Raw genomic sequence first — 22,802 nt, forward strand, 5'->3', positions numbered from 1 at the left:
GGGTGGGGGCATGCAGCGCATCCATCGAGCGCTCTGGCTGCCCCCATCCCAACCTTCCCCCAGCGGGGGAAGGAGCAAAACCATGAATGCACGCGACAACCCATCCACTCTGGTCATCCGCGGCCGCAAGGTGGTCGGCGGCGTGGCCGAAGGCGAGGCGCTGGTCACGCGCGACCGCATTTCGGGCTGGGGCGGTATCGATCCGGCACCGGCACCGTCATCGAAACGCGGCACGAGCTGCGCGGCCAGAGCTTTGCGGGCAAGGTGCTGGTGTTTCCGGGGGCCAAGGGCTCGTCGGGCTGGTCGGCCATGTTCCACATGACGCGGCTCATGAACTCCGCGCCCGCAGCATTCCTGTTCAACGAGATGACCACCAAGATGGCGCTGGGCGCCGTGGTGACGCACTCGCCTTCGATGACCGACTTCGAGCGCGACCCGCTCGAGTGCATCGAGACCGGCGACTGGGTGCGCGTGGACGCCGACCGCGGCGTGATCGAGATCACCAGGAAGAACAAATCCGGAGACCGCCCATGACCACCCGTCCCCTGCGCAGCAACTTTCCGCGCGGCTCTTATCTCTGGTCGGTGCGCAATGCGCACTGGCGCGCGCTCGGCATACCCGAAGAAGACTGCGAAAAGCCCAAGATCGCCATCGTCAACAGCTCGTCGGAGCTGGCCGCGTGCTTCAGCCACCTCGACAAGGTGGCGGCGGAAATCAAGACCGCGATCCGCGCCGCGGGCGGCGTGCCTTTCGAGATCCGCACGGCGGCGCCCAGCGACTTCATTACCGGTGCTGGCGCGCGCGGCGCCTACATGCTCGGCGCGCGCGACCTGGTCACCAACGACATCGAAGTGGCCGTGGAGGGCGCGCAACTCGACGGCATGGTGTGCCTCACCTCGTGCGACAAGACCGTGCCGGGCCAGCTCATGGCGGCGGCGCGGCTCAACATTCCGGCATTGCTCGTGCCCTGCGGCTACCAGCCCAGCGGCGAGTACCGCGGCAAGCACATGGACATCGAGGAAGTGTTCATCGGCGCGATGCATGCCGTCACCGGCCACCTGCCGGTCGAAGAACTCGTGGGCATGAGCCGCGAGGCCATTCGCGGGCCGGGCGTGTGCTCGGGCCTGGGCACGGCCAACTCGATGCACATCGTCTGCGAAGCCCTCGGCCTGGCGTTGCCCGGCAGCGCACCCGTGGCCGCGCTGAGCCCGAAGATGATGGCCGACGTGCGCGCGGCGGGCGAGCGCATCGTGCAGATGGTGTGGGACGACCTGAAGCCGCGCGACATTCTCAAGCCTGGCGCCTTTGCCAATGCGGTGCGCGCGGTGCTGGCCATCGGCGGCTCGCTCAACACCGCCAAGCACCTGCAGGCGGTGTCGACCGAAGGCGAATGCGGTGTCGATGTGTATGGCCTTTTCGAAAGCCTCGGCCCCACCACGCCGGTGCTGGCCGGCGTGCGGCCGATCGGCGATCACAGCATCGAAGCCTTCGAGGCGGCGGGCGGCTGCCGTGCGCTCATGAAGCAGCTTGCGCCCCTGCTGGACACGAGCGCACTCACAGTAACCGGCGGCACCGTGGCCGATAACCTGCAGGGCACCGAAGTTGCCGACCCGGAGGTGATTCGCCCCATCGACCGCCCGGTTGCGCCGCTGCCGGCCATCGTGCTCTTGCGCGGCAACCTCGCGCCCGAATCGGGCCTCATCAAGACCGGCATCGCGCCGCGCAAGGTGCGCAGCTTCACCGGTCCGGCGGTGTGCTTCTGGACTTCGGATGCCGCCATTGCCGCAATGAAAAAAGGCGAGATCGTGCCGGGCCAGGTGGTCGTGATGCGCGGCGCAGGCGCCTGTGGCGGCCCTGCGATGGGTGGCGGCGCCTCGCGCGTGGTGTTTGCCATCGACGGCGCGGGCCTGGGCGACCAGGTCGCGATCTTGACGGACGGTCACCTTTCAGGCCTTGTCTGCAAGGGGCTGGTGGTGGCCGAGGTGTCGCCCGAAGCCGCGCTCGGCGGGCCGCTGGGGCTGGTGCGCGATGGCGATGTGATCACCATCGACCTCGATGCGCGCCGCCTCGACATTGCATTGACTGACGCGCAGCTGCAGGCACGCCGCGCCGACTGGCAAGCGCCACCGCCCGCCTTCGACACCGGCTGGCTGCAGCAGTACCGGCGCAACGTGAGCCCGCTGTCCAAGGGCGCCGTGCTCGTGCGCACCGAACGTCCCGAACCCTCGGGCTAGCAACACCTTTGACCCGGCCTTCGCCAACCGGTGCGCACCCCCGTGTGCATCCGGTGGCGCAGCCCTGCGCGCGTTCCGAGTTTTTCAACCAAAGAGAAGAAGCAGGAGACAAGAAAACCATGAAGAAGATCTTGATGTGGTCAGCGCTAGGACTGGCGAGCAGCGGCGCGGCGCATGCGCAATCGAGCGTGACCGTGTTCGGCGTGATGGACCTCGGCGTCCAGTACACCAACGGCGATGGCGGCGGTTCGGTCAAGGCGCTGTCGAACGGCGGGCTTTCAACGAGCCGGCTCGGATTTCGCGGCACCGAAGACCTGGGCGGCGGCCTGCGCGCAGGCTTCTGGATGGAAGGCAGCCTGAACCCCGACACCGGCACCGGCCGTGCGAGCAACAGCAACAACCAGGCGAGCGGCGCGGGAACGGCGGGGCCGATCACCTTCGACCGCATGTCTTTTGTGAGCCTTTCGCACCAGAACGTGGGTGAACTGCGCCTGGGCCGCGACTTCATTCCCACGCACTACAACAGCATCTACTTCGATCCCTTCAACGCCAACGGTGTGGCGCGCGCGGGCAACCTCACGTTCGCGGGTTCGGGCACAGGGCCGCTCCCATCGGCCATCACGGGCAGCAACACGGTGAGCTACTGGCTGCCAGCCGGGCTCGGCGGCTTCTATGGCATGGCGATGATCGGCACCGGCGAAAACGATTCGACCGCACCCAACCGCGACGACGGCAACTTTGCCGGCGCGCGCTTCGGCTTTGCTTCGGGTGCGTTCGACATTGCCGCCGCAGTGACGCGCACCCACTACGACGCCACGGCCAACATCGGCAACTACACGCACGCCAACATCGGCGGTACGTGGGACGCGGGCTTTGCAAAGTTCTTTGCGCTCTACAACAAGGTCACGGTGAAGCTTGCCGCCGGCACGGTGCGCAAGAACACCACCGAGATCGGCGCGCACATTCCGGCCTTCGAGGTAGGCCGCATCCGTGTGAGCTACGCCTACCTTGACGATCGCAGCGACGAGAGCCTGCGCAACGCGAACGGCATGCCGCGCAACCGCGACGACGCGCGCCAGTTCGGTATCGGCTATGTGCACAACCTCTCCAAACGCACCGCGCTCTACGGCACCTATGCGCGGCTCATGAACAGCGGCCAGGCCCGCTATGTCGTCAGTGGCGGCGTGGCACCGGCCGGTGGCCGCCGCTCGTCGGGCTGGGAGCTCGGCGTGCGGCATCTCTTCTGAACAAGGAGCAAGAAATGCGACGCAGAAACCTGACCATGGCGGGCTTTTCGGCTCTCGCAGCCGGAGGCACGCTGGCCATGCTGCCCGGTGCGGCAGCATGGAGCGCCGAGACGTATCCAGACAAGCCGGTGCGCCTGATCGTCGGCTTTGCACCCGGCGGCGGCGCCGACGCGCTCACGCGGATCATTGCGGAGGGGCTGTCGAAGCAGCTCGGACAGCAGGTGATCGTCGAAAACCGGCCCGGCGCCGATGGCGTGCTCGCGGCGCAAGCCACGTCATCGGCCAAGCCCGACGGCTACACGCTGCTGATGGGCACCAACACCGCCATGGTGGCAGCGCCCACGTTGCGCCCCACACCGCCCTACGACCCGTTCAAGGCCTTTACGCCGATCAGCTCGGCCGGACAGTTCTCGATGTTCCTCGTGGTGCCATCGAGCTTGCCCGCAAAGAGCGTGAACGAACTGCTGGCGCTGGTCGCGGCAAAGCCCGGCGCCTACAACTCGGCATCGAGCAACAGCGCTTCGGAGCTGGCCATGCTGCAATTGCTGGGTGATCGCAAGGTGGTGAACGCGCGCTACAAGGGCGACATGCAAGCCATGACCGACCTGCTCGGCGGCCAGATCCACATGATGTTCACCACCGGTACGCTGGCCCCGGGTTTCGTGAAGGAAGGGCGCATTCGCGCGCTGGTCACGTTGCTGCCGCAGCGCAGTGCGTTGCTGCCCGACGTGCCCACGGGCGGCGCGTTGGGGCTGGGCAAGCTCACCATCACGCCCTGGGCCGGTTTCTTCGGACCGCCGGGGCTGCCGCAGGCCATTACGGCCAAGCTGTCGCAGGAGCTGCAGAACACGCTGAAGCGGCCGGAGGTGCATGCACAACTGGTGCAGCAGGGCTTCGAGGGGTACGGCATGAGCCCCGCAAAGTTCACCGAGTTCTTTCGCGCGCAGTACGACGCCTTTGGTGCCACCGTGCGGCAGCACAACGTGAAGTTCGAATAGCCGCCGCGATTGCGGCTCAGACGCCGATCGAGCGCGCGTTGCTGCGCCAGAACGCCGCATCTGGAAAGCTGCCGGTGCCAGCCGCTGCGTTGTCGGCCATGTGCTCGGCGCGGCTGGTGCCGGGAATGGTGCAGGTCACGGCGGGGTGGCTCAGCACAAACTTGAGCAGCACCTGCGCCCAGCTTGTGCAGCCGATTTCTGCGGCCCATGCGGGCAGCGGCTTGTCCCGCAGCCGGCGCAGGAGCCCGCCGCCGCCAAAGGGCATGTTGACGATCACGGCCACGCCGCGTTCGACCGCGAGGGGCAGCAGGCGTTGCTCGGCTTCGCGTGCGTCGATCGAATAGTTGATCTGCACAAAATCGAGTTTCTCGGCGCGCAGCACCGCTTCGACTTCGTCGTAGGCCGAGGCGGTGTAGTGCGTAATGCCGATGTAGCGCACGCGGCCCTTGTCCTTCCAGCCGCGCAGCGTGGCGAGATGGGTTTTCCAGTCGACCAGGTTGTGCACCTGCATCAGGTCGATGCTTTGGGTGCGCAGCCGGGCGAATGACTGCTCCATCTGCGCAATGCCGGCCTCGCGGCCCGATGTCCACACCTTCGTCGCAAGAAAAGCCTTGTTCTCGCGCTGCTTCAATGCAGCCAGCAGGTCGCCGGTGGTTTCCTCTGAGCGGCCGTACATCGGCGAACTGTCGATCACCTTGCCGCCGGCTGCGAAGAGGGCGTCGAGCACGCCAGGCAGGCGCTTGTATTCGTCGGTGCCCGGACGCTGGTCGAAGCCTATCCAGGTGCCGCAGCCGACAACCGGCAGGGCCTCCTGGGTGGAAGGAATGGGGCGGGTGTTCATGGTCATCGCAGGCCTGCCTTGTTGCTGTGCGAAGGAGGGGAGCGCGGCACCGGCGCAGAGTGCGGCGCCTAGCCTGAGCAGCCGGGCGCGGGTGATGGCAAGGTGGGGTTGGTTCGTGAGCGGTGTCACGAATCAAATTCTGCGCCAGGGCTGTGACTGAGTGCTCGTTGGGGGCGTTGTTCAGGGCGGCGCACCCGCCGACGGGGTACCTTTCTCCGCGAATGTCCCCCGGCCTGCGGCCTCCTCTTTTATTTCGCTGCGCAAGGCACCCCATCGACGGGAGCGTTGCACAGAGCGGTGGTTGATCAGCGATACACCACGAGCGCGCTCCAGTGCACAGGGCATCGGGTGCTCCCCGCAGCGAAATAAAGGAGGAGGGGCGCAGCCCCGGGGGACATTCGCGGAGGGGAGTACCCGGTGGCCTGTGCACTCGCCCTGAAAAAGAACTTACCCCGCCACGCAGAAAGCACTCAACGCAAATACCGTCCGTCAGCCTTCAGCATCGACAGCTCAGAGAAGGTCAACCCCCGGTGCTCGCCTGGCCGGTAAGACACCGCAATTCCGCCGATGTCCAGCGTCTTGAACGACTCAAGACCCTTCTGCAGCGAATCCGGCGTAGGGCTGGTGCCCGCCCGCTTCAGGCCTTCGACCATGACCTTGGCCGCCACATAGCCTTCGAGGCTCGCGTAGCTGAACTCCGTGGCGCCGATCTTCTTCATGGCCGCCTGGTACTCGGCAATCACCGGCATGGCGCTGTTCCATGGGTAGGGCACGACCTGCGAAATGACCACGCCGGCTGCGTCCTTCTTGATGTCCTGGAACAGCTTCTGGCCGTTCAGGAAAGAGAACGAGTAGAAAGCCGTTTCGCCGCCCGCCGCGCGGTAGGCGGTGATGAACTTGGCTGCCACGTCGTTCGTGGCCGACAGCACCACGGCCTTGGGCTTGAGCTTGGCCAGTTCCGCCGCGCGATCGGCCGCGTCGGAGCCGTCGTTCTTGATGGCCACGCTGCCGACCATTTTTTCGCCGCGTTCGGCAATGAACTTTTGCGTGCTCTCCATCGCCGAGCGCGCGCCCGGGTTGTCGTTGTGCGCAAAGGCGATGCGCGACAGGCCGATGGTGAACAGGTGGTTCACGATGCGGCTGTATTCCTCGTCGAAGCTGATGCGCACCGGAAAACCGTATTCGGACGGTTTAACCACCGGCGCAGCGCCCGTGTACGAGCCTACGACCGGAATCTTGAGCTCGTTGGCTGCCTTCAAGGCGCCGACCGCCGACGACGTGCCGATGGGCATCAGGATGCCCACGGCGCCGTCTTTCACGAAAGTCTTGACGTTCTCGGCGCCCTTGGCGGGGTCGTAGGCGTCGTCGAGCTGACGCAGTTCAATGGGCCGGCCATTCACGCCGCCTGCTGCATTCACCGCGGTGAACAGCGCGCGAATGCCGACCAGCGGCTCGGTCGACAGCGTTGCCAGCGGGCCGGTCTGCACATAGGTCTGGCCGACCAGGAGCGGCTTGGTTTGCGCCTGCGCTGCAGGCTGTACCGCAAGGAGGAGGGCGGCAAAGGCCGAAGCCAGCAAATGAATCTTTTTGTATTGCATGGTCACAAATTGTTTGTTCGACCATCTTAAAAGGCAAGGCGCTTTGGGTAAACCGCTATTTGCCACTTCCCGGTTGCAGCCCATGGAATACTGTATAAAAATACAGTTAACGATTGCATCATGGGCCTCCCTTTCCTCAACTCCTTCTCCGCCGCCGCAGGCCGTGGCGTCTGGCATGCCGACGAACTCGGCCTGGCCGACGCGCAGGTCGTCGCCACTGGCCACGCCGCGCTCGATGCCGAACTGCCGGGGGGCGGGTGGCCGGTGGGCGCGATGACGGAGTTGCTGCAAACCGCGCCCGAAGCCCATGTCTGGCGGCTGCTGCTGCCCGCCTTGGCGCAGGCAGTGCAGGCGCGTGGCGGGCCTGTGGTGCTGATTGGCGCGCCCTACGAACCCTGCGGGCCTTCGCTCGCGGCGCAGGGCTTGCCGGTAGAGGCGCTGATGTGGGTCAGAAGCGACGCGCCGGCTTCGCGGCTGTGGGCCTGCGAGCAGGCGCTGCGCTGTGCGGATGTGTCCGCGGTGCTCGCATGGCTGCCGCAAGCCCGGGTGGGCGAGTTGCGCCGGCTGCAGCTGGCTGCCGCCCAGCATGACGTGCTGCTTTTCGTGTGCCGGCCCGAATCTGCCGCGCAGGGTGCTTCGCCGGCGCGGCTTCGGCTTCAGGTGGAAAGCTGCGAGTCCGATGGCTCGCAGATCGAACTGCGCATTCTCAAGCGCCGCGGGCCGCCCTTGGCCGCGCCGGTGATGCTGCCCGCGCGCAATGAACGCATGGCCGCATTGCTGGCGGCCGCCCGGGTGCGCCGCAAGCTGCGGCTGCAGCAGCATGGCACGGCGGCGGCGGGTGAAGCCACAACATCGACCGCGACAACAGCCACGGTGGTGCGCATCGACGCATGGAAGGGAGGCCCCAGTGCACTGGATCGCATTGCGGTGGTCGCTTGAATCCGATTCGCCTGATGAAGCGCAGCCCCTGCCCACGCCCGAGGCGCTGGGATGGTGGGCGCTGCAATACACACCGCACGTTGCCTGGCAAGACGAGGCGCTGATGCTCGAGGTTTCGGCCTGCGAGCGCCTGTGGGGCGGGCGCTCGTCGCTGATGCGCCAGCTGGCCCACGAGAACCCCGCGCCCGACGCGGTGATGCGCGGCGCGCAGGGCGCCACCAGCCTCATCGCATTGGCCCGGCTGCGCATGTTCGAGCGCGGCGAGAGCCGGCCCAAGGACATTCCCGCCGGCTTGCCGCTGTACACGCTGAGCGCCGCGCGAGAACACATCGACCTGCTTGAGCGCCTGGGCTGCCGCACCTGGGGCGACGTGGCGGCCTTGCCGCGCGGCGGCCTGACGCGGCGCTTTGGCGCGGCATTGCGCGAGGCGCTCGACGTGGCATGGGGCCTGCGTCCCGAAGGCCACAGCTGGCTCACGCTTCCCGACGTGTTCGAACAGAAGCTGGAGCTGCCCGCGCTGGCCGAGACTGCGCCCGAGCTGATGTGGTCGGCCAACCGCCTGCTCACGGCACTGCAGTTCTGGCTGCGTGCCCGCCAGCGCGGTGCGCGCGCACTCGAGCTGCAATGGACGCTCGACCTCAAGCGCTTCAACGGCGTGAACCTGCCGCCGCACCAGCAAGTCACCGTGCGCACGGCCGAGCCCACGCAGGACATGGCGCACCTGCGCCGCCTGCTTTCAGAAAAACTCGCGCTCACCACGCTTGCAGCGCCCGCGAGCTGGCTGCGCCTGCGCACGCTCGAAACCGATCCATGGGCCGGCGCCAGCACCAGCTTTCTGCCTGAAGACAACCGCAAGGGCGACAAGCTGCACGAAATGGTCGAGCGGCTCAGCGTGCGGCTCGGTCCCCAGCAAGTGGTGGTGCCCGTGGCCCAGGCCGACCACCGGCCCGAGCGCAAGCAGGCGTGGCGGCCCGCGCTGCAGAAAGACAATGCGTCGCAAGACAAGAGCCGCAAGGAAGCAAAGGAAACCGCAAAGGCAAAGGCCGCGGCTTCGCAGCCCGATGCGCTCTACCCGCCATGGCTCTTGCCCGAGCCGCTGCTGCTCGAGATGGACGGCGAGCGCCCGTGCTACCGCGGCCCCCTCAGCAAGCTGATCGGACCGCAGCGCGTCGAAGCCGGCTGGTGGGGCGGCAAGGAAGACGGCGGCCAGCCCGCAATGCGCGACTACTACGTGGCCGAAAGCCCCGAAGCCGGGCTGGTGTGGATCTTTCGCGAGCGGCCCTCCGCACGCTTTTCGCCGGGCGAAGTGCGCTGGTACCTGCAGGGGTTCTATGCCTGACCTGAGCGAAAAGCAACTGCGCGGACGCAACTCCGCCAAGGTGCATGCGCTGCCGATGCCTTTGCGCAAGAAGCCGCCGCCTACGCTGCCCGACTATGCCGAGCTGCACTGCCTGACCAACTTCAGTTTCCAGCGCGGCGCCTCGACGCCCGAGGAGATGGTCGAGCGCGCCTACCAGCTCGGCTACACGGCGCTGGCCATTACCGACGAATGCTCGGTGGCCGGCATCGTGCGCGCGCTCATTTGCCTGCGCGATCTGCCGGCCAAACTGGAAGAACACGAGCGCGACCATCCTGATGAGCCGCCGATTCCGCGCAACCCCGGCTTCCGGCTGCTGTTCGGCAGCGAGTTCCGCTTCGAGCGCTTCAGGCTCGTGGTAATTGCGAACGACACCGAGGGCTGGGGCAACCTGTGCGAGTTCATCACCGCCGCACGCAACACCGAGCTGCCCAAGGGCGAGTACCGCGTGAGCTGGGACGAGAGCGACGTGGCTTCGCTGCAGCACTGCCAGGTTCTCTTTGTGCCGCACAGGGCGCCGGGCGGTGCCATGGACGTCGCCTCGCTGCATGAAGACCTGCTGGCCGCCAAGGCGGTCTATGGAGAGAACCTGTGGCTGGCGATGGAAATGCTCAACGAGCTCGACGACGACCTGTGGTTTGTCACGCTGATGCAGGCGGGCGAGCACACGGGCGTGCCGCTCGTGGCGGCCGGCGACGTGCACATGCATGCGCGCTCGGCCAAGCCGCTGCACGACGTGCTCACGGCCGTGCGCGAAGGCAAGACCGTGGCCGAATGCGGCTTTGCGCTGCAGTCGAATGCCGAGCGGCATCTGCGGCAGCGGGTGCGGCTGGCCGAACTGTATCTGCCTGAGATGCTGGCGAACACGCTGGTGGTGGCCGGGCGATGCCGCTTCGATCCCAATGTGATCCGCGAGACCTACAAATACCCGCTCGAAACCGTGGGAAACCACGAGACGCCCGTGCAGACGCTGGTGCGCAAGACCTGGGAGGGCGCGGCGGTCCGCTTTCCGGAGGGCATTCCCGACAAGGTGCGCGAGCAGGTCGAGAAAGAACTCGCGCTCATCGTCGAGCTGAAGTACGAGATGTTCTTTCTTACGGTGGAAGACATCGTGCGCTTTGCGCGCTCGAAGAAAATCCTTTGCCAGGGTCGCGGTTCTTCGGCCAACTCGGTCGTCTGCTATTGCCTCGGCATTACCGCGGTCAGCCCTGAAAAAGGCCACCTGCTGTTCGAGCGCTTCCTGAGCCGGCACCGCAACGAGCCGCCCGACATCGACGTCGACTTCGAGCACCAGCGGCGTGAAGAGGTCATCCAGTACATCTACGAAAAGTATGGCCGCGAGCGCGCCGCCATTGCAGCCGTGGTCATCTGCTACCGCTCCCGCAGCGCCTTGCGCGACGTGGGCAAGGCCATCGGCATCGACGAGCGCCTGATCGACGAATTCGCAAAAGACCACTACTGGTTCGACGACACCGTGCTGGGCGAACAATTGTTCAAGGCGGCCGCGCGCGTGGGCGTGGAAGAAGACGAACTCAAGCTGGTCCAATGGATCGAGATGACGCAGCGCCTCAAGGGCTTTCCGCGCCACCTGAGCCAGCACGTGGGCGGCTTTGTGCTTACGCACACCAAGCTCACACGCCTGGTGCCGGTCGAAAAAGCGTCGATGAAAGACCGCTCCGTCATCCAGTGGGAGAAGGACGACCTCGAGGCCATGGGCATGCTCAAGGTCGACGTGCTCGCACTCGGCATGCTCAGTGCAATACGCCGCGGGCTCGACCACATGAACCGCTGGCGCGGCTCGATGATGGAGATGCACCACATTCCGAACAACGACGACAAGGTGTTCGACATGATCTGCGATGCCGACACCATTGGCGTGTTCCAGATTGAAAGCCGCGCGCAAATGTCGATGCTGCCGCGCCTGAAGCCGCGCTGCTATGAAGACCTGGTAATCGAGGTTGCCATCGTGCGGCCCGGGCCCATCCAGGGCGGCATGGTGCATCCGTATCTCAAGCAGCGCGAGCGAGTGGCCAAGCACTTGCCGATCCATTACGAGAAGGAAGAGCTGAAAGAAGCACTCGGGCGCACGCTGGGCGTGCCGATCTTCCAGGAGCAGGTGATGCAGATCGCCATGATCGCGGCCAAGTTCACTGCCGATGAGGCCGATCAATTGAGGCGCGCCATGGCCGCATGGAAGCGCAAGGGCGGCCTCGAAAAGTTCCACGAGAAGCTCGTCAAAGGCATGGTCGACAACGGCTACAAGGAGTCCTTCGCCGAGGCCATCTTCAAGCAGATCCTGGGCTTTGGCGACTACGGCTTTCCCGAAAGCCATGCCGCCAGCTTTGCGCTGCTGGTCACCGTGAGCAGCTGGCTCAAGAACTACGAGCCTGCCTGCTTTCTTGCGGCTTTGCTCGACTCGCAGCCCATGGGCTTCTACAGCCCCTCGCAACTCGTGCAGGACGCGCGTCGGCATGGCGTCGAAGTGCGGCCGGTCGATGTCACGTGCAGCGACATCGAGACCACGCTCGAAGCCCGCAGCGCCAGTGCGCCGCGCATGCCGCCGGGCACCGATGCGCGCTATGCCGATCGCCTTGGCAACGAGAACCAGCCCGCCGTGCGGCTCGGCCTGAACCGTGTGTCGAGCCTCAGCAAAGAGGGCGCCAAGCGCCTGCTCGCAGCGCGCGAACAAGCACCCTTTACCAGCACCGAAGACCTCGCCCTGCGCGCCGAGCTCGACGGCAAGGACATGGCCGCACTGGCCGCCGCCGATGCGCTGATGTCGCTTTCGGGCCATAGGCGCCAGCAGGTGTGGGACGCCACCGCACAGCGGCGTTCACCGGCCTTGCTCAAGGGCGTGCCCATCAATGAACAGGTCCTGCAATTGCCCGCGGCCCCCGAGGGCGAAGAGATCGTCGGAGACTATGCCGCCCTCGGCCTCACGCTGCGGCGCCATCCGCTCGCGCTGCTGCGCCCGCGCCTTGCGCGCATGAAGCTCATGAGCGCTGAAGAACTGCGCAGCCTGCCCAGCGGCCAGACTGCACGCGCCTGCGGCATCGTCAAGGGCCGGCAGCGGCCGGGCACTGCCAATGGCACGATCTTCGTCACGCTCGAGGACGAGACCGGCAATGTCAACGTCATCGTCTGGAGCCACGTCATCGAAGCCTGGCGCGAGCCGCTGCTCAAGTCGCACCTGCTTGCGGTGCAGGGCACCTGGCAGCGCGACGACGACAGCGGCGGCAAGGTGCAGCACCTGGTTGCCACCGGCTTCAAGGACCTGACGCCGCTCATGGGCCGGTTGGCGCAGAGCAACACCAGCCGCGATTTTCATTGACGGCGCGGATGCAACCGATCGTTGCATGTCTCGCGCAGCCCGCCACTTTTCGCTAACCTGCTTCTCCCATGTCCGCACTTGCACTTGACCCCGTCGTCGCCCTGCCGATCGGTCCGCCTCCGCCGGCGCCCGATGTGCCCATACCCATGCCGCCGCCACCGCAGCCCGGTCCGCCGCCTGAAGGAGACCCGCCGCCCGTGGAGCCGCCGTTCACCGATCCGGGCTTTCCGCCTCCGGTGGTAGACCCGCCGCCCATGCAGACCGCGGGCGCGGTGCCTTTCGGAAAGCAGCACGCGCGGCGGCTGCGCGAAATCTATCGCTCGGCCGGCTGGCCTTGCTGCGACACCATCGAGGTCGAGCTGCTGGCGGGCGGGTTTCTCGAGCGCGTGCGCACGCCGCACGGCCACGAGACATTGCGCGTTACCGACGCCGGCATTGCGCGCATTGCCACCACGCTCACCATCAACCGCGCGGCGCTTTCGCCGCATGAGGCATTGGTCGAACGCGTCGCGCGCGAAATGACGCGCGGCGGCCGCATTGCATGGCGCGGCCTGGGCCTGCGTGCGCGCCTGCCGCCGCTCGAAGAGGGCGGCAAGCCGCGTTGGTGCATTGCCAAGCCCGATGTGTTTTCCATTCGCAATACCAGCGTGGAGGCCTATGCGCACCCCATCGTGCACGAGGTAAAGGTGAGCCGCGCCGACTTGCTGGGCGACCTGCGCAAGCCCGACAAGCGCGCCGCCTATCTCGACCTGGGCGGCGAGTGCTGGTACGTGCTGGGCAACGACGCGCGCGGCCGGCCGATTGCGTCTGCCGAAGAAATTCCGCAGGAATGCGGTGTGCTGGTGCTCGAAGGCGAACGGCTGGTGGTGGCGCGTGCGGCCGTGCATCGCGCCTTCGAGCGCATTCCGTTTGGCGTGTGGCTGGCGCTTGCAAAGGCGCAACCCATTGCGGGCTTCGATGACGATGCGCAAGACATGCTGGGCGACGATGCGCGTTGAGTGACGGCGGCCTGCACGGCCGCCGCGTTGCAACTCACTCGGCCTCAGGCCACCACTGCTCGGCCGTTGTGCGAATGATGCGCGCCGCTTGCAGGCGAATGTCCTTGCCGTCGCCGCGCTCCCTCTCGGAAACCACGCGAAACGGCCAGGTCGAAATGCGGCCCGCATGCGGGCGAAGCAGTGGGCGCCTTGGCGGCGAGAAAAACAGGATCCGCGCAGAAGGCGCTGGCGGGCTGGCGGTGGTCATGGTGTCGCCTCGAATGTTGCTCTGGGAGACGAGTAATTCTAGAGGAAACACTGTATGAACGTACAGTATATTTGCGGCGTCCTCAAATGCTCAGAAGCGGGTGCGAGGCCCTTGGCATGTCGGGCCCGCTGCGCAGGTTTCGCTCGATGAACTCGCGGGCGATGGCGTCCAGGTTGGCCGGCGCCGGCGTGACGAAGGACATGCGGTATTTGAGCAGCCGTCCGTTGCGGCCCGTGAGATAGGTGAACGAGTCGTAGGTCTTCCGGCTCTGGGCATGCAGCACGCGAAAGCTCACGCGCCGGAATGCCTGCCCGTCGATCAACTCGTCGCTCACCGGGCCAACATCCACCTTGGCATAGACGCCTCTGGTGCCCGCAAGCCGGACCTCTTCCACGGCGGACTGGAAATGCTCTCCGAACTCCGGGTCGGCAACGCCGGCCGCCCAGTCGCTGCGCTTCATGCCGTACACGTACACATCGACCCAGCCCAGCTCGCTTTGGTACCGGTGGCTGACGCCCAGCCCTGGCTGCGCGGCCTCGTAAGAAGTCGAACGCACGTATTGCCACTGCACCGTGCCGGCGGCCGGAGCCGGAGCGGCGCCGGGAGATGCCGCAGGCGGCGCGGCGCAGCCTGCGAGCAAGGCGGCCACCAGCAACATCAAGGCAGGCCAGCGCTTCGTCATGAAGGGTCTGCCTGCGAACGGGTTGGTGTGCCTCGGCCGTCAGTCCGGCCGGACTTCGAAATACGCTTCGTCGGCTTCGCCCAGTGCGCGAAAGCCTGCGGTCTTGGCTGCCTCGTAGGCCTTGGCCCAGCTTGCGGCCAGCGCAATCTCGTCCTTCGTGAGTTCGTCGGCACTCGACTCGCTGGCGTTTTCGAAGGCCTTCAGCGCCTGCATTGCGCCGTCGCCAAGCAGTTTGTCGAGTTCGCGGCGAAAGCGCGACTCCGCCGCGGAAATGACGTCGGCGGGTGCGCCAGGAAAGTCAATCAGGTTCACTGTGTAGCTCATGGGGCCGGATGCTACGTGATGGCAAGAGCCCTGTCCCCGTGTGGCGCAGTTGCCGCGCATGCCGCGCCTATGCCGCCACCTTTGCGACCGCATCGGTCGCCGCGTCGGCAACTGCCCCCGGTTGCGTCTTGCCTGGCACGCAGCGGCCGTAGGTGTCGTCGAAACGGACGATATCGTCCTCGCCCAGATAGCTGCCGGTCTGCACTTCGATCACTTCCAGCACGGTCTTGCCGGGGTTCTCGAGGCGGTGGATAGCGCCCGAAGGCAGGTAGATGGATTCGTTCTCCCGCACCAGGCTGACCTGTCCGTCGCACGTGGCCCTTGCCGTACCGCTCACCACGATCCAGTGTTCGGCGCGGTGGTGGTGCATTTGCAGCGACAGCTTCGCGCCCGGGTTCACGGTAAGGCGCTTCACCTGGAAGCGCTCGCCAAAGTCGAGCCTGTCGTAGGCGCCCCAGGGCCGCACCACGCGCCGGTGTTCGGTTGCTTCGGCCTGGCCCTGCTGCGCGAGCATGCGCACCACTTCGCCTACCTGCTCGGCGCAATCGGCCTTTGCCACCAGCACGGCGTCGGGCGTGTCCACGATGATCAGGTCGTCGGTGCCCAGCGCCACGACCGGCCGGTGCGGCGCATGAATGAAGGTATTGCGTGAACGCAGCGCGCTGGCCCTGCCGCTCAGGCGGTTGCCGGAGTCGTCTCCGGGGTGCAGCGTGGCCACTGCGTTCCAGCTTCCAACGTCGCTCCAGGCACCTTCGAACTTCACCACCGCGATGTTCTGCTGCTTTTCGAGTACCGCGTAGTCGATGCTGTCGCTGCGGCAGGCCGCAAAGGCCTTGGGGTCCAGGCGGTCGAAGCTGCCTTCGCTCGAAACGGCGGCAGTGGCGCGCTGGCATGCCAGGAGAATGTCCGGCGCACGCGCGTTCAGTGCCGCAAGCAGCGTGCCGGCCCGCACCAGGAAGATGCCCGCGTTCCAGCAGTAGCCGCCATGCAAGATGAGTGATTCGGCCACCGCCGCGGTCGGCTTTTCTACAAAGCGCACCACCGCCCGGCTGCACCCGTCGGCCGACACGGCGCCCGCCTCGATATAGCCATAGGCGGTGGCGGCGTAGGAGGGCGACACCCCAAAGGTCACGATGCGGCCGGCCAGCGCCGCATCGATGCCGCGCCGCACCGTGGCTGCAAAAAGCGGCGTATCGGGAATGTGATGGTCGGAAGGTGCAAACAGCAGCAGGTCGTCCTTGCCGGCCAGCAGCGCCGCAGACGCCATGGCGGCCGCGGTGTTGCGCGCCACCGGCTCGAGTATCTGCCGGCCCGTTGCGCCGGCCTTCTCGACCGCTTCGCGCACCAGGAAGCGGTGGTCTTCCGATGCAATGCAGGTGATGTTGCTGTTGAGGCTGCACAGGCGCTCCAGCGTCATCTGCAGCAGGCTCTTGTCGCCGATGAGCGGCGCAAACTGCTTGGGCAGCGTCTTGCGCGAGAGCGGCCACAGCCGCGTGCCGCTGCCTCCGCAAAGCACGACGGGATGGATGGTGGGGGTGTTCATGGCCATGTCCTTTGCTCAGAGCTGCCCGGTGTTGGTGGCAAAGCTCACCGCCTGCGCACGCGAGTGCACCTGCAGCTTCTTGTAGATGTTCTTGATGTGGGCGTTGACCGTTTGCCCCGAGATGCCCAGCCTCATGCTGATCTCTTTCGACACGCAGCCGCGCGCCACGCAGCGAAGCACCTCGCGCTCGCGCGTTGTCAGCGTTACCTCGCGCTGCGGTGTCTCTACTGGAGGCGGCTCGGCGGGGTGCTGGTTCATGCGCGTCAGCAGCCGGCGCGCCAGCTTGGGCGTAATGGCCGCGCCGCCGTTCACCACCTGCAGCACGGCCTGCGCAAAACTCTGCAGCCAGGCATGCTTGAGCAGGTAGCCCGTGGCGCCAAGCTCGAAGGCGTGCATCACATGGGCGTCGTCTTCCATGGCCGAGATCACGATGATTTCGCAATAGCGATGCAGCTTGCGCGCTTCGCGGATCAGCTCGAACCCCGATCCGTCGCCGAGCCGCAGGTCGACCATCAGCACGTCGAATTCGTGCGTCGTCAGCAGGCGGCGGCCATCGCGCACGCTGCCGGCCTGGGCCTCCAGCTGTATTCGCATGTCCGACAGCAGCTCCTGCGCGATTACGCGGCGCATGAACTCGTCGTCGTCGACGAGCAGCACGCGAACCGGGGCATCTTCCTGCCCGGTAAGGAAATGCGGCCAAAGCGGTTCAGCCGGAGGGCACACGCCGGACGGATAAACCGTGCGGCGCTCGGACGCCCGAGCGGAATCAGGGGAGTCGGAAGAGTGAGGCGCGGTGTCGGACATGAAGATTCCTAATGAGTTTTCAGGGTTGGACGAGGTTTCACGTTCTCGAAAAATTCATGGCCTGGATCCGGTGGGGGAGGGCACCGCGAGCGGCTCGGCCACGCAGCGCAGCAGCTCGCGATCCAGGCGCTGCAGGATGGCGTTGCGGTCCAGTTCGGTCTCGGCGAATAAACGCGCCGCCGCGCCCATGGCCTCGCGTTGCGGGCGCGACACGGCAAGCTGCGCAATGGCGTCGGCCAGCGCATCGGCGTCGCCGGGCGCCACCACCATGCCGCGGCCGGAGACCACATTGCTGAGCTCGGTGCCGGCATGGGCCGTCACAATCACCGCCTTGCCGCTTGCAAGCATGCCGGCCAGCTTCGAAGGCATTACCAGGTCGGCGGCATCGGCGCGCTGCGGCAGCACGTGAATGTCTGCCATGCCGAGCAGTTCGTTGAGTCTTTCAGCGGGCTGCAGGTCCATGAAGTGCACGCGGGGCAGGCTTGCGCAGGCGGACATCAGCGGCTCGCGGCTCGGGCCGTTGCCGCAAAAAACGAAGTGGATGTGCGCGGCCGCAACCAGGCGCTGCGCCGCATCGGCCAGCAGCTCGATGCCTTGCTTGGCACCCAGGCTGCCCGCATACAGCACCACCACATCGTCCGCCGGAATGCCAAGCGTGCTGCGATAGCCGCTCGCGGGCTCGCCCACCGCCGCCGCAGCTGCGGGTTGCGGAAAGATCGCACGCGCGTCCACCCAGTTGGGCAGCAGCACGAGCCGGCTCTCGTCGATGCCCTTGTCCCTTGCCTTGTCGAGCATCGCGGCCGATATGGTCGACACGCGGCTGAACTGGCTCAGCAGCCAGCGCTCCACAGAGAGGGCAAAGCGCCGCGTGCGCGCACCGCGCACCAGGCCCATGCCAAAGGCGGCGTCCACCTCGTAGTCCTGGATGTGAAGCCACGACTTGATGCCCAGCATCCGCGAGAAGAAGAGCACGGCAGGCGCGCAGAAAAGCGGCGGCTCCACCACAAAGACCAGGTCCGGCTTCCAGCGGATCTGCGCAAGGAGCAGGGGCATGCTCGACGCCATGAACGAGAAGAGGTGCGCAATGCGCGCCAGTGCACGCGGCCGTGCAGGCACCCAGGTGGGCGCGCGCCACACGGTGATGCCGTTCCAGTCCGTCTTGCGGTAGGCCCAGGCCGAATACCCTTCGAACGGCGCCCAGTGCGGAAAGAAAGGCGGCGATGCAATCACGCGCACGTCATGGCCTTGCTCATGCAGCCACTGCGCCATCTCGCCCGAGTATTTGCCGATGCCGACCAGCTCGGGCGTGAAGTTCATCGAATAGAGAAGAATTTTCACGATGCCCTTTCCAAGGAGCCGCGGACCAGCCGCACGATCGGATAGAAGCCGAACAGCGCGCGCATCCGAACTTCATAAAGAACAAAGTCGGAAACGAAAGCGATGAAGAAAACGTAGTGCGGCTTGCCCGGAAAAACCGCCACCACCACGCCGTAGGACACGAGCCGCAGCGCCACCTCGAGCAGCGCCCAGCCGCCCAGCGCGGGCACCGGGCTCTTGAGCGCCAGCAGCATCTCGTGATGGATCGTGTAGGTGCGCAGCAGGAAATACGGCGCAATGCAAAGAAAGATCTCGAGCGCCTCATGCCCGACCTTCAGAAGCGGCGCGGCAACCGTGATCAGCGCGCCGAGGCAGGCAAAGAGCACGCAGCCCAGCAGGAACGATTGCCTGGCCAGCTGCAGCGTCGAGGCATCGAGCTTGCCGGCCTCGGCACCCAGCATCGCGCGCGTCTTTGTGTAGAGAAACGCCTGCACGAACTGCGACGGTGCCTCCGCCAGCAGGAACGCGACCTTGAAAGCGCCCACGTATCCGAGCGGCATGAAGAAGGCGACCACCAGCAGGTCGGACTTGCGAAGCAGGAACATCAGCAGCGAATAGGCCGTGGCTGCACCTTGCGACTGCAGGCGCAGCGCCGGCCGGCCGCCGGGCGGCCCCGCCGCCCAGCCTGTGCGCAGGCTCGCGGCACCCACGAGCAGGAATGCCGTCAGGTTGATGAGCAGCAGGTGCCATGCGTCCAGGTCGAAGCCCACCACCGCAAGGGCTGCAATGCCCAGCACCAGGATGGTCGAGCGAACGCCCGTTTCCAGGTTGAGCAGCCCGACATAGCCCAGTCCGCGGCTGTACGAAAGACGCAGGCTGATGAAAGAGAAGACTGCCAGCGTGGTCACGATCAGCGCAAAGGGCACGCTGGCCACTGGAAGGTGCTGAACCTTCAGGATGACGGCAGCCAGCAGCGCGGCCAGCGGAATGCCGATGGCCAGCGTGCGCAGCACGTCGCCCCGCCGCACGCCCGGCGGCACGCTGGCCGCTTCGCGCGAGAACAGGAGCGGGCTGCCCAGCGTTCCAACGACCAGCGCCGCCTCCAGCACCGACTGGTAGATCGAGTATTCGCCGAACTCCGCGGGCGAGACATACGCCGCCATCAGAAACACGGCGAGGAAACCCGACAGGTACGCATAGAGCCGCGAAGCCAGCGCGCCCAGCCCGCGAATCTGCACGGCGCGAAGGCCGGGCAGCGTGAAGGAGCGGTCGAGGAGGTTCATGGCGCGTGCCCGATGCGTGCCGGGTTTCATTTCGGGGCGGATGCGCCCGCAAACCGGCCTACGCCCATCGCTCGCTGCGCGAGCAGGCCGCGCCCGAAGGCCCAGTTCTTGGCGCGGCGTGCGGCCCGCAGTGCAAACGTCACTGCGGCGGCGGTGCGCACACGGCCATGCAGCACGTGCGCCATGGCTGTCTTTGCGCCGCCCTGGAAGTGCAGCGCCATCACGCCCACCAGCTCACCGGCCGGCGTTACCAGGCTGGGCTGCCCGTCCACATACACGATGCGCTTGGCGCCACCGCGCTCCTGGAATTCGTTCACCAGCAGGTTGTGGCCGCCGTTGATGTTGTGGTCGATCACCCGCCCGCCGAACACGCGGTTGATGGGGTCTGCATTGCCGCTCGCATGGGCCCAGAGGTGGAGCAGGGTCATGTCCGATACGCCGCCGCGCACACCCTTGGCCGCGAAACGCGCCGCAATGGCGCGCAGCTTTCTGCGCCCCGCGGGCGTGGCGTAGGTGTTGAGCACAAAGGCAATGAAGCGCTGCAGGCCCATTGCGGTCCAGTAGCTCACGTGGGGAGATATCTGGCACGGCTCCCAGCCGTCGCGCGGGCGCACGTAGGAGCCTGAAAAATCCGCCTTGCCGGCCACGCGGCGGATGTGCGCGCCGACGCCCCGGAACAGCAGTACGTCGCTGTCGATCAGCACGAACTCGCGGCACTCCGGATGCGCCTTGAGATATTCGGCCAGCAGGAAGTAGCGCCGGAAGCAGATCTTCTCGAACTCCGCCGGGTTGCTCGACAGGTGCACATAGTGGCTGCACAGGCGTTCGTAGTCGCGCCCGGCCTCGGTGCCGGCCAGCACGACGAGGTGCTCCTCGGCCCGTGCCGCGGACTCGCGGCAAAGCAGCAGGGTCTTGTTCTGGCGGTCTTCCACCACGATGAATGCGAGAGCGTTGGTCATGGGTTGTGGACGAGTGGCGTGGGTAATGGGTGCGTGGCAATCGGGCGGTCAGGGGCGCGGCGCGGTGGCGCTGCGCACAAGCGCGACGTGGGAGGGCAGAAAGCGAAAGTCCGCGTCCAGCGGAAGATCGAGCGTGAACAGCCCGCCTCGCGCTTTCGCGTCGGCAATCCAGTCGCGCACCTGCTCGGCCGTGAAGCGCGGCGGCGTCGTCTGGGCCCACGAGGCACCAAGCGGCGTGAGCACATGAAAGGCCAGGCCCGCACCCGATGCCGCCGAGGCGGCCGAAGGTGCCGGAGGCTGCAGGAGCTCGCCGGCCATGAGGTTCTGGCAGGGCGCGCTCTTCACGCCGAAGCGCTGCGGACCCTCGCCCGCATTGAAGGCGAGCCACCGCTTGGGAGCGCCGGTGCGCGCGGCGGCGCACAGGCCGTTCCAGTCGTCGGCCGACATGCCCTGGGTGTTGTAGACACCGTCGAACCACCAGCCCTTGGCAAGCGGACCGTAGTGCTCCGACCATTCGCGGATCACCGCGGTCCATCCGGCAATGAAGCGCGCAGGCGGCGGCTTCTGCTCCGAAACGTCACCCAGGCAGTCCATCAGGTAGGCGTCGTCCTGCGGCGCGCGGAAGGGCAGGTACAGCACCAGTGCAATGCCGCGGCGTTGCAGTGCACGGCCAATTTCCATCGGCAGGTCGCGCGGGGGCCGGTTCTCCAGGCTGCCGGGGCATAGCAGCTCCAGTGCAGCATTGGGTGCAATGAACTGGCCGTTGTTCTGCCCCAGCGTCAGGATGAGATACGAAGCCCGCATGCGGGCGAGCGATGCTGCAAGCGCCTCGGCGTCGAAGCGGCCCACATCGGCAATCGATTGCTTGTCGGGCAGGTAATGCACCATCACGCCGAAGCCGGTTGGCTCGGCCGCGCCGGTTGCAGCCGATGCCCCGCAAGCCGCGCACAGAAGCCATGCAGGGATAAGACCCCGAAGGGCGGCTGCGAGCCGTGTCATTGCATGGCCCCCGCGAGCGAAACGGCTTCGTGCTTCAGCGTGAGGTAGCGCCTGGCCACGGCGCCCGGCGCACAGGCTTCGGCAAGCGGCCAGGCCGGCTGCTTGGACCGGTGCTCGGCCAGGTAGCGCGACAGCCCGGCAAGATCGCAAGAGCCGTTGCCGACGAAGAAGGCGTAATCGCCGAACAGTTCGCGGTGCACCGGAATGTCCGACAGGAGAAGCGGCACGCCCAGCGTGGCAGCCTCGGCGGCCGAGAGGTTGAAGCCCTCGAAGGCAGACAGCGAGATGAACGCCGCCGCGCCGCAATACAGCTGCGTCAGCTCCTTGCGCGGCACCAGTCCCCGGTGGCGCACGCAGCTGCGAATGGCGGGGTCCATGCGGGCCACCATTCTTTTCACGTCGGCCGCGCCGTTGCCGGTAACGTCCAGCCAGTCGACCAGGCCCTCGCGCTTCATGCGTTCGAACAGCTTCAGCGTGCCGTCGAAGTTCTTGTGCGGGTAGTAGTGGTAAGAGGCAATCAGATAGCGCTCGCCGATTGCCGCCGAGCGCGCCGCCTTGACCGGGCCCGGAGGGGCGGGCGAGCGCGTGGCATCCACCGGATTGAAGATCACGTTCGGGTGCTCGCAGCGCCCGAAGTAGCGCTCGAAGTCTTGCTGGCTGCTTCTGCTGATGAACACCACGTCGGCTGCGCTGCGGGCCACGCGACGCAGGCACCAGTCGAGCCACATGCGCTTGGTGCGGCTGAAGTACTGCGGGTAGGCCTTGTACTGCAGGTCATGGACCACCACGATCGAATCGCGGTGGCGCCCGAAGAGCGTGAACGGCAGAAAGTAGTTGGGGAACAGCGAGAACACCGTCTCGCCGGACGCCAGCGCCCGCAGCCGGTGATAGTTGTAGAGCAGTATCTCCAGCAGAAAGCGGCTGATCTTCAGGCGCTGGGCCGCGGCATACAGGCGCGGATGCAGTTCGCTGACCGGCTGGATGTGATCGCCCTTGCACATGCGCATACGGCGCAGCAAAAGGTCGGACACGTTCAGCACGCCCCCCGCTCCCGTGTTGAGGCTGATCGTGTCGTAGAAGAGGTATTTGTACATGGTGAAA

Annotated in this window: 19 protein-coding genes and 1 pseudogene; 8 read left to right on the forward strand and 12 right to left on the reverse strand. The window is 66.3% G+C overall.

All coding sequences use genetic code 11. The features are described from left to right. The first annotated feature begins 82 nt into the window (after nucleotides 1-82). From J2X67_RS08750 to J2X67_RS08765, 4 genes and pseudogenes are all read left to right on the forward strand, one after another. Nucleotides 83-534: pseudogene (locus J2X67_RS08750) on the forward strand (aconitase X swivel domain-containing protein). Beyond that, entirely contained in the window at nucleotides 531-2,234 is a 1,704-nt protein-coding gene (locus J2X67_RS08755) for a dihydroxy-acid dehydratase (RefSeq protein WP_309952247.1), read from the forward strand. Before J2X67_RS08750 ends, J2X67_RS08755 begins: the two are co-directional and overlap by 4 nt. A 119-nt stretch (nucleotides 2,235-2,353) precedes the next feature. Next, the gene (locus J2X67_RS08760; protein WP_309952250.1) at nucleotides 2,354-3,481 is read left to right on the forward strand and encodes a porin; all 1,128 of its coding nucleotides are present in this window, start codon (nucleotides 2,354-2,356) and stop codon (nucleotides 3,479-3,481) included. Nucleotides 3,482-3,495: 14 nt separating this feature from the next. Next, nucleotides 3,496-4,479 carry a tripartite tricarboxylate transporter substrate binding protein gene (locus tag J2X67_RS08765; protein WP_309952252.1) on the forward strand — a complete coding sequence of 328 codons (984 nt, stop codon included), beginning with the start codon at nucleotides 3,496-3,498 and terminating at the stop codon, nucleotides 4,477-4,479. Between the two features lie 16 nt (nucleotides 4,480-4,495). Here J2X67_RS08765 and J2X67_RS08770 read toward each other — a convergent pair whose 3' ends face one another. Together J2X67_RS08770 and J2X67_RS08775 are read right to left on the reverse strand one after the other, a co-directional pair. Further along, nucleotides 4,496-5,416 carry an aldo/keto reductase gene (locus J2X67_RS08770; RefSeq protein ID WP_409050477.1) on the reverse strand — a complete coding sequence of 307 codons (921 nt, stop codon included), beginning with the start codon at nucleotides 5,414-5,416 and terminating at the stop codon, nucleotides 4,496-4,498. Between the two features lie 374 nt (nucleotides 5,417-5,790). After that, nucleotides 5,791-6,918, reverse strand: a complete 1,128-nt coding sequence (locus J2X67_RS08775; protein WP_309952257.1) for an ABC transporter substrate-binding protein — start codon at nucleotides 6,916-6,918, stop codon at nucleotides 5,791-5,793. Nucleotides 6,919-7,038: 120 nt separating this feature from the next. Here J2X67_RS08775 and imuA point away from each other — a divergent pair, with 120 nt between their 5' ends. From imuA to J2X67_RS08795, 4 genes are all read left to right on the forward strand, one after another. Further along, nucleotides 7,039-7,857 (forward strand): translesion DNA synthesis-associated protein ImuA, encoded by an 819-nt coding sequence (gene imuA, locus J2X67_RS08780; RefSeq protein WP_309952258.1) that lies wholly within the window; start codon nucleotides 7,039-7,041, stop codon nucleotides 7,855-7,857. After that, nucleotides 7,826-9,196 carry a DNA polymerase Y family protein gene (locus J2X67_RS08785; RefSeq protein ID WP_309952259.1) on the forward strand — a complete coding sequence of 457 codons (1,371 nt, stop codon included), beginning with the start codon at nucleotides 7,826-7,828 and terminating at the stop codon, nucleotides 9,194-9,196. Before imuA ends, J2X67_RS08785 begins: the two co-directional genes overlap by 32 nt. Further along, the gene (locus J2X67_RS08790) at nucleotides 9,189-12,545 is read left to right on the forward strand and encodes an error-prone DNA polymerase (RefSeq protein ID WP_309952261.1); all 3,357 of its coding nucleotides are present in this window, start codon (nucleotides 9,189-9,191) and stop codon (nucleotides 12,543-12,545) included. Before J2X67_RS08785 ends, J2X67_RS08790 begins: the two co-directional genes overlap by 8 nt. Before the next feature lie 68 nt (nucleotides 12,546-12,613). After that, nucleotides 12,614-13,543 carry a hypothetical protein gene (locus J2X67_RS08795; protein ID WP_309952263.1) on the forward strand — a complete coding sequence of 310 codons (930 nt, stop codon included), beginning with the start codon at nucleotides 12,614-12,616 and terminating at the stop codon, nucleotides 13,541-13,543. Nucleotides 13,544-13,577: 34 nt separating this feature from the next. On the opposite strand, the gene J2X67_RS08800 is transcribed toward J2X67_RS08795, so the two are convergent. The 10 genes from J2X67_RS08800 to J2X67_RS08845 form a co-directional block, all read right to left on the reverse strand. After that, nucleotides 13,578-13,790: a hypothetical protein gene (locus J2X67_RS08800; protein ID WP_309952264.1), complete on the reverse strand. Its 213-nt coding sequence runs from the start codon at nucleotides 13,788-13,790 to the stop codon at nucleotides 13,578-13,580. A gap of 82 nt (nucleotides 13,791-13,872) precedes the next feature. Continuing rightward, on the reverse strand, nucleotides 13,873-14,472 hold the full coding sequence (locus J2X67_RS08805) for a hypothetical protein (RefSeq protein ID WP_309952265.1): 600 nt from the start codon (nucleotides 14,470-14,472) through the stop codon (nucleotides 13,873-13,875). A gap of 39 nt (nucleotides 14,473-14,511) precedes the next feature. Then, nucleotides 14,512-14,796 (reverse strand): hypothetical protein, encoded by a 285-nt coding sequence (locus J2X67_RS08810; RefSeq protein WP_309952266.1) that lies wholly within the window; start codon nucleotides 14,794-14,796, stop codon nucleotides 14,512-14,514. A gap of 67 nt (nucleotides 14,797-14,863) precedes the next feature. Then, nucleotides 14,864-16,339, reverse strand: coding sequence for a mannose-1-phosphate guanylyltransferase/mannose-6-phosphate isomerase (locus tag J2X67_RS08815; protein WP_309952267.1), 1,476 nt, complete (start codon nucleotides 16,337-16,339; stop codon nucleotides 14,864-14,866). Nucleotides 16,340-16,354: 15 nt separating this feature from the next. Next, nucleotides 16,355-17,143: a response regulator transcription factor gene (locus J2X67_RS08820; RefSeq protein ID WP_309952269.1), complete on the reverse strand. Its 789-nt coding sequence runs from the start codon at nucleotides 17,141-17,143 to the stop codon at nucleotides 16,355-16,357. Between the two features lie 54 nt (nucleotides 17,144-17,197). Then, entirely contained in the window at nucleotides 17,198-18,481 is a 1,284-nt protein-coding gene (locus J2X67_RS08825) for a glycosyltransferase WbuB (protein ID WP_309952272.1), read from the reverse strand. Then, nucleotides 18,478-19,743 (reverse strand): polysaccharide biosynthesis protein, encoded by a 1,266-nt coding sequence (locus J2X67_RS08830; RefSeq protein WP_309952273.1) that lies wholly within the window; start codon nucleotides 19,741-19,743, stop codon nucleotides 18,478-18,480. Before J2X67_RS08830 ends, J2X67_RS08825 begins: the two co-directional genes overlap by 4 nt. A gap of 26 nt (nucleotides 19,744-19,769) precedes the next feature. After that, nucleotides 19,770-20,702 (reverse strand): hypothetical protein, encoded by a 933-nt coding sequence (locus J2X67_RS08835; RefSeq protein ID WP_309952274.1) that lies wholly within the window; start codon nucleotides 20,700-20,702, stop codon nucleotides 19,770-19,772. Nucleotides 20,703-20,750: 48 nt separating this feature from the next. Further along, nucleotides 20,751-21,701: a hypothetical protein gene (locus J2X67_RS08840; RefSeq protein ID WP_309952275.1), complete on the reverse strand. Its 951-nt coding sequence runs from the start codon at nucleotides 21,699-21,701 to the stop codon at nucleotides 20,751-20,753. Next, the gene (locus tag J2X67_RS08845) at nucleotides 21,698-22,795 is read right to left on the reverse strand and encodes a glycosyltransferase (protein ID WP_309952277.1); all 1,098 of its coding nucleotides are present in this window, start codon (nucleotides 22,793-22,795) and stop codon (nucleotides 21,698-21,700) included. Before J2X67_RS08845 ends, J2X67_RS08840 begins: the two co-directional genes overlap by 4 nt. Nucleotides 22,796-22,802 lie beyond the last annotated feature (7 nt).

It is taken from the genome of Variovorax sp. 3319 (assembly GCF_031456585.1).
GTDB lineage: Bacteria > Pseudomonadota > Gammaproteobacteria > Burkholderiales > Burkholderiaceae_C > Variovorax > Variovorax paradoxus_P.

Bases quoted from the DNA above. Each gene is read 5' to 3' on its own strand.
- J2X67_RS08755 (WP_309952247.1), top strand. From the start codon at position 531: ATGACCACCCGTCCCCTGCGCAGCAACTTTCCGCGCGGCTCTTATCTC.
- J2X67_RS08760 (WP_309952250.1), top strand. From the start codon at position 2,354: ATGAAGAAGATCTTGATGTGGTCAGCGCTAGGACTGGCGAGCAGCGGC.
- J2X67_RS08765 (WP_309952252.1), top strand. From the start codon at position 3,496: ATGCGACGCAGAAACCTGACCATGGCGGGCTTTTCGGCTCTCGCAGCC.
- J2X67_RS08775 (WP_309952257.1), bottom strand. From the start codon at position 6,918: ATGCAATACAAAAAGATTCATTTGCTGGCTTCGGCCTTTGCCGCCCTC.
- imuA (WP_309952258.1), top strand. From the start codon at position 7,039: ATGGGCCTCCCTTTCCTCAACTCCTTCTCCGCCGCCGCAGGCCGTGGC.
- J2X67_RS08790 (WP_309952261.1), top strand. From the start codon at position 9,189: ATGCCTGACCTGAGCGAAAAGCAACTGCGCGGACGCAACTCCGCCAAG.
- J2X67_RS08795 (WP_309952263.1), top strand. From the start codon at position 12,614: ATGTCCGCACTTGCACTTGACCCCGTCGTCGCCCTGCCGATCGGTCCG.
- J2X67_RS08800 (WP_309952264.1), bottom strand. From the start codon at position 13,790: ATGACCACCGCCAGCCCGCCAGCGCCTTCTGCGCGGATCCTGTTTTTC.
- J2X67_RS08805 (WP_309952265.1), bottom strand. From the start codon at position 14,472: ATGACGAAGCGCTGGCCTGCCTTGATGTTGCTGGTGGCCGCCTTGCTC.
- J2X67_RS08810 (WP_309952266.1), bottom strand. From the start codon at position 14,796: ATGAGCTACACAGTGAACCTGATTGACTTTCCTGGCGCACCCGCCGAC.
- J2X67_RS08815 (WP_309952267.1), bottom strand. From the start codon at position 16,339: ATGAACACCCCCACCATCCATCCCGTCGTGCTTTGCGGAGGCAGCGGC.
- J2X67_RS08820 (WP_309952269.1), bottom strand. From the start codon at position 17,143: ATGTCCGACACCGCGCCTCACTCTTCCGACTCCCCTGATTCCGCTCGG.
- J2X67_RS08830 (WP_309952273.1), bottom strand. From the start codon at position 19,743: ATGAACCTCCTCGACCGCTCCTTCACGCTGCCCGGCCTTCGCGCCGTG.
- J2X67_RS08835 (WP_309952274.1), bottom strand. From the start codon at position 20,702: ATGACCAACGCTCTCGCATTCATCGTGGTGGAAGACCGCCAGAACAAG.
- J2X67_RS08840 (WP_309952275.1), bottom strand. From the start codon at position 21,701: ATGACACGGCTCGCAGCCGCCCTTCGGGGTCTTATCCCTGCATGGCTT.
- J2X67_RS08845 (WP_309952277.1), bottom strand. From the start codon at position 22,795: ATGTACAAATACCTCTTCTACGACACGATCAGCCTCAACACGGGAGCG.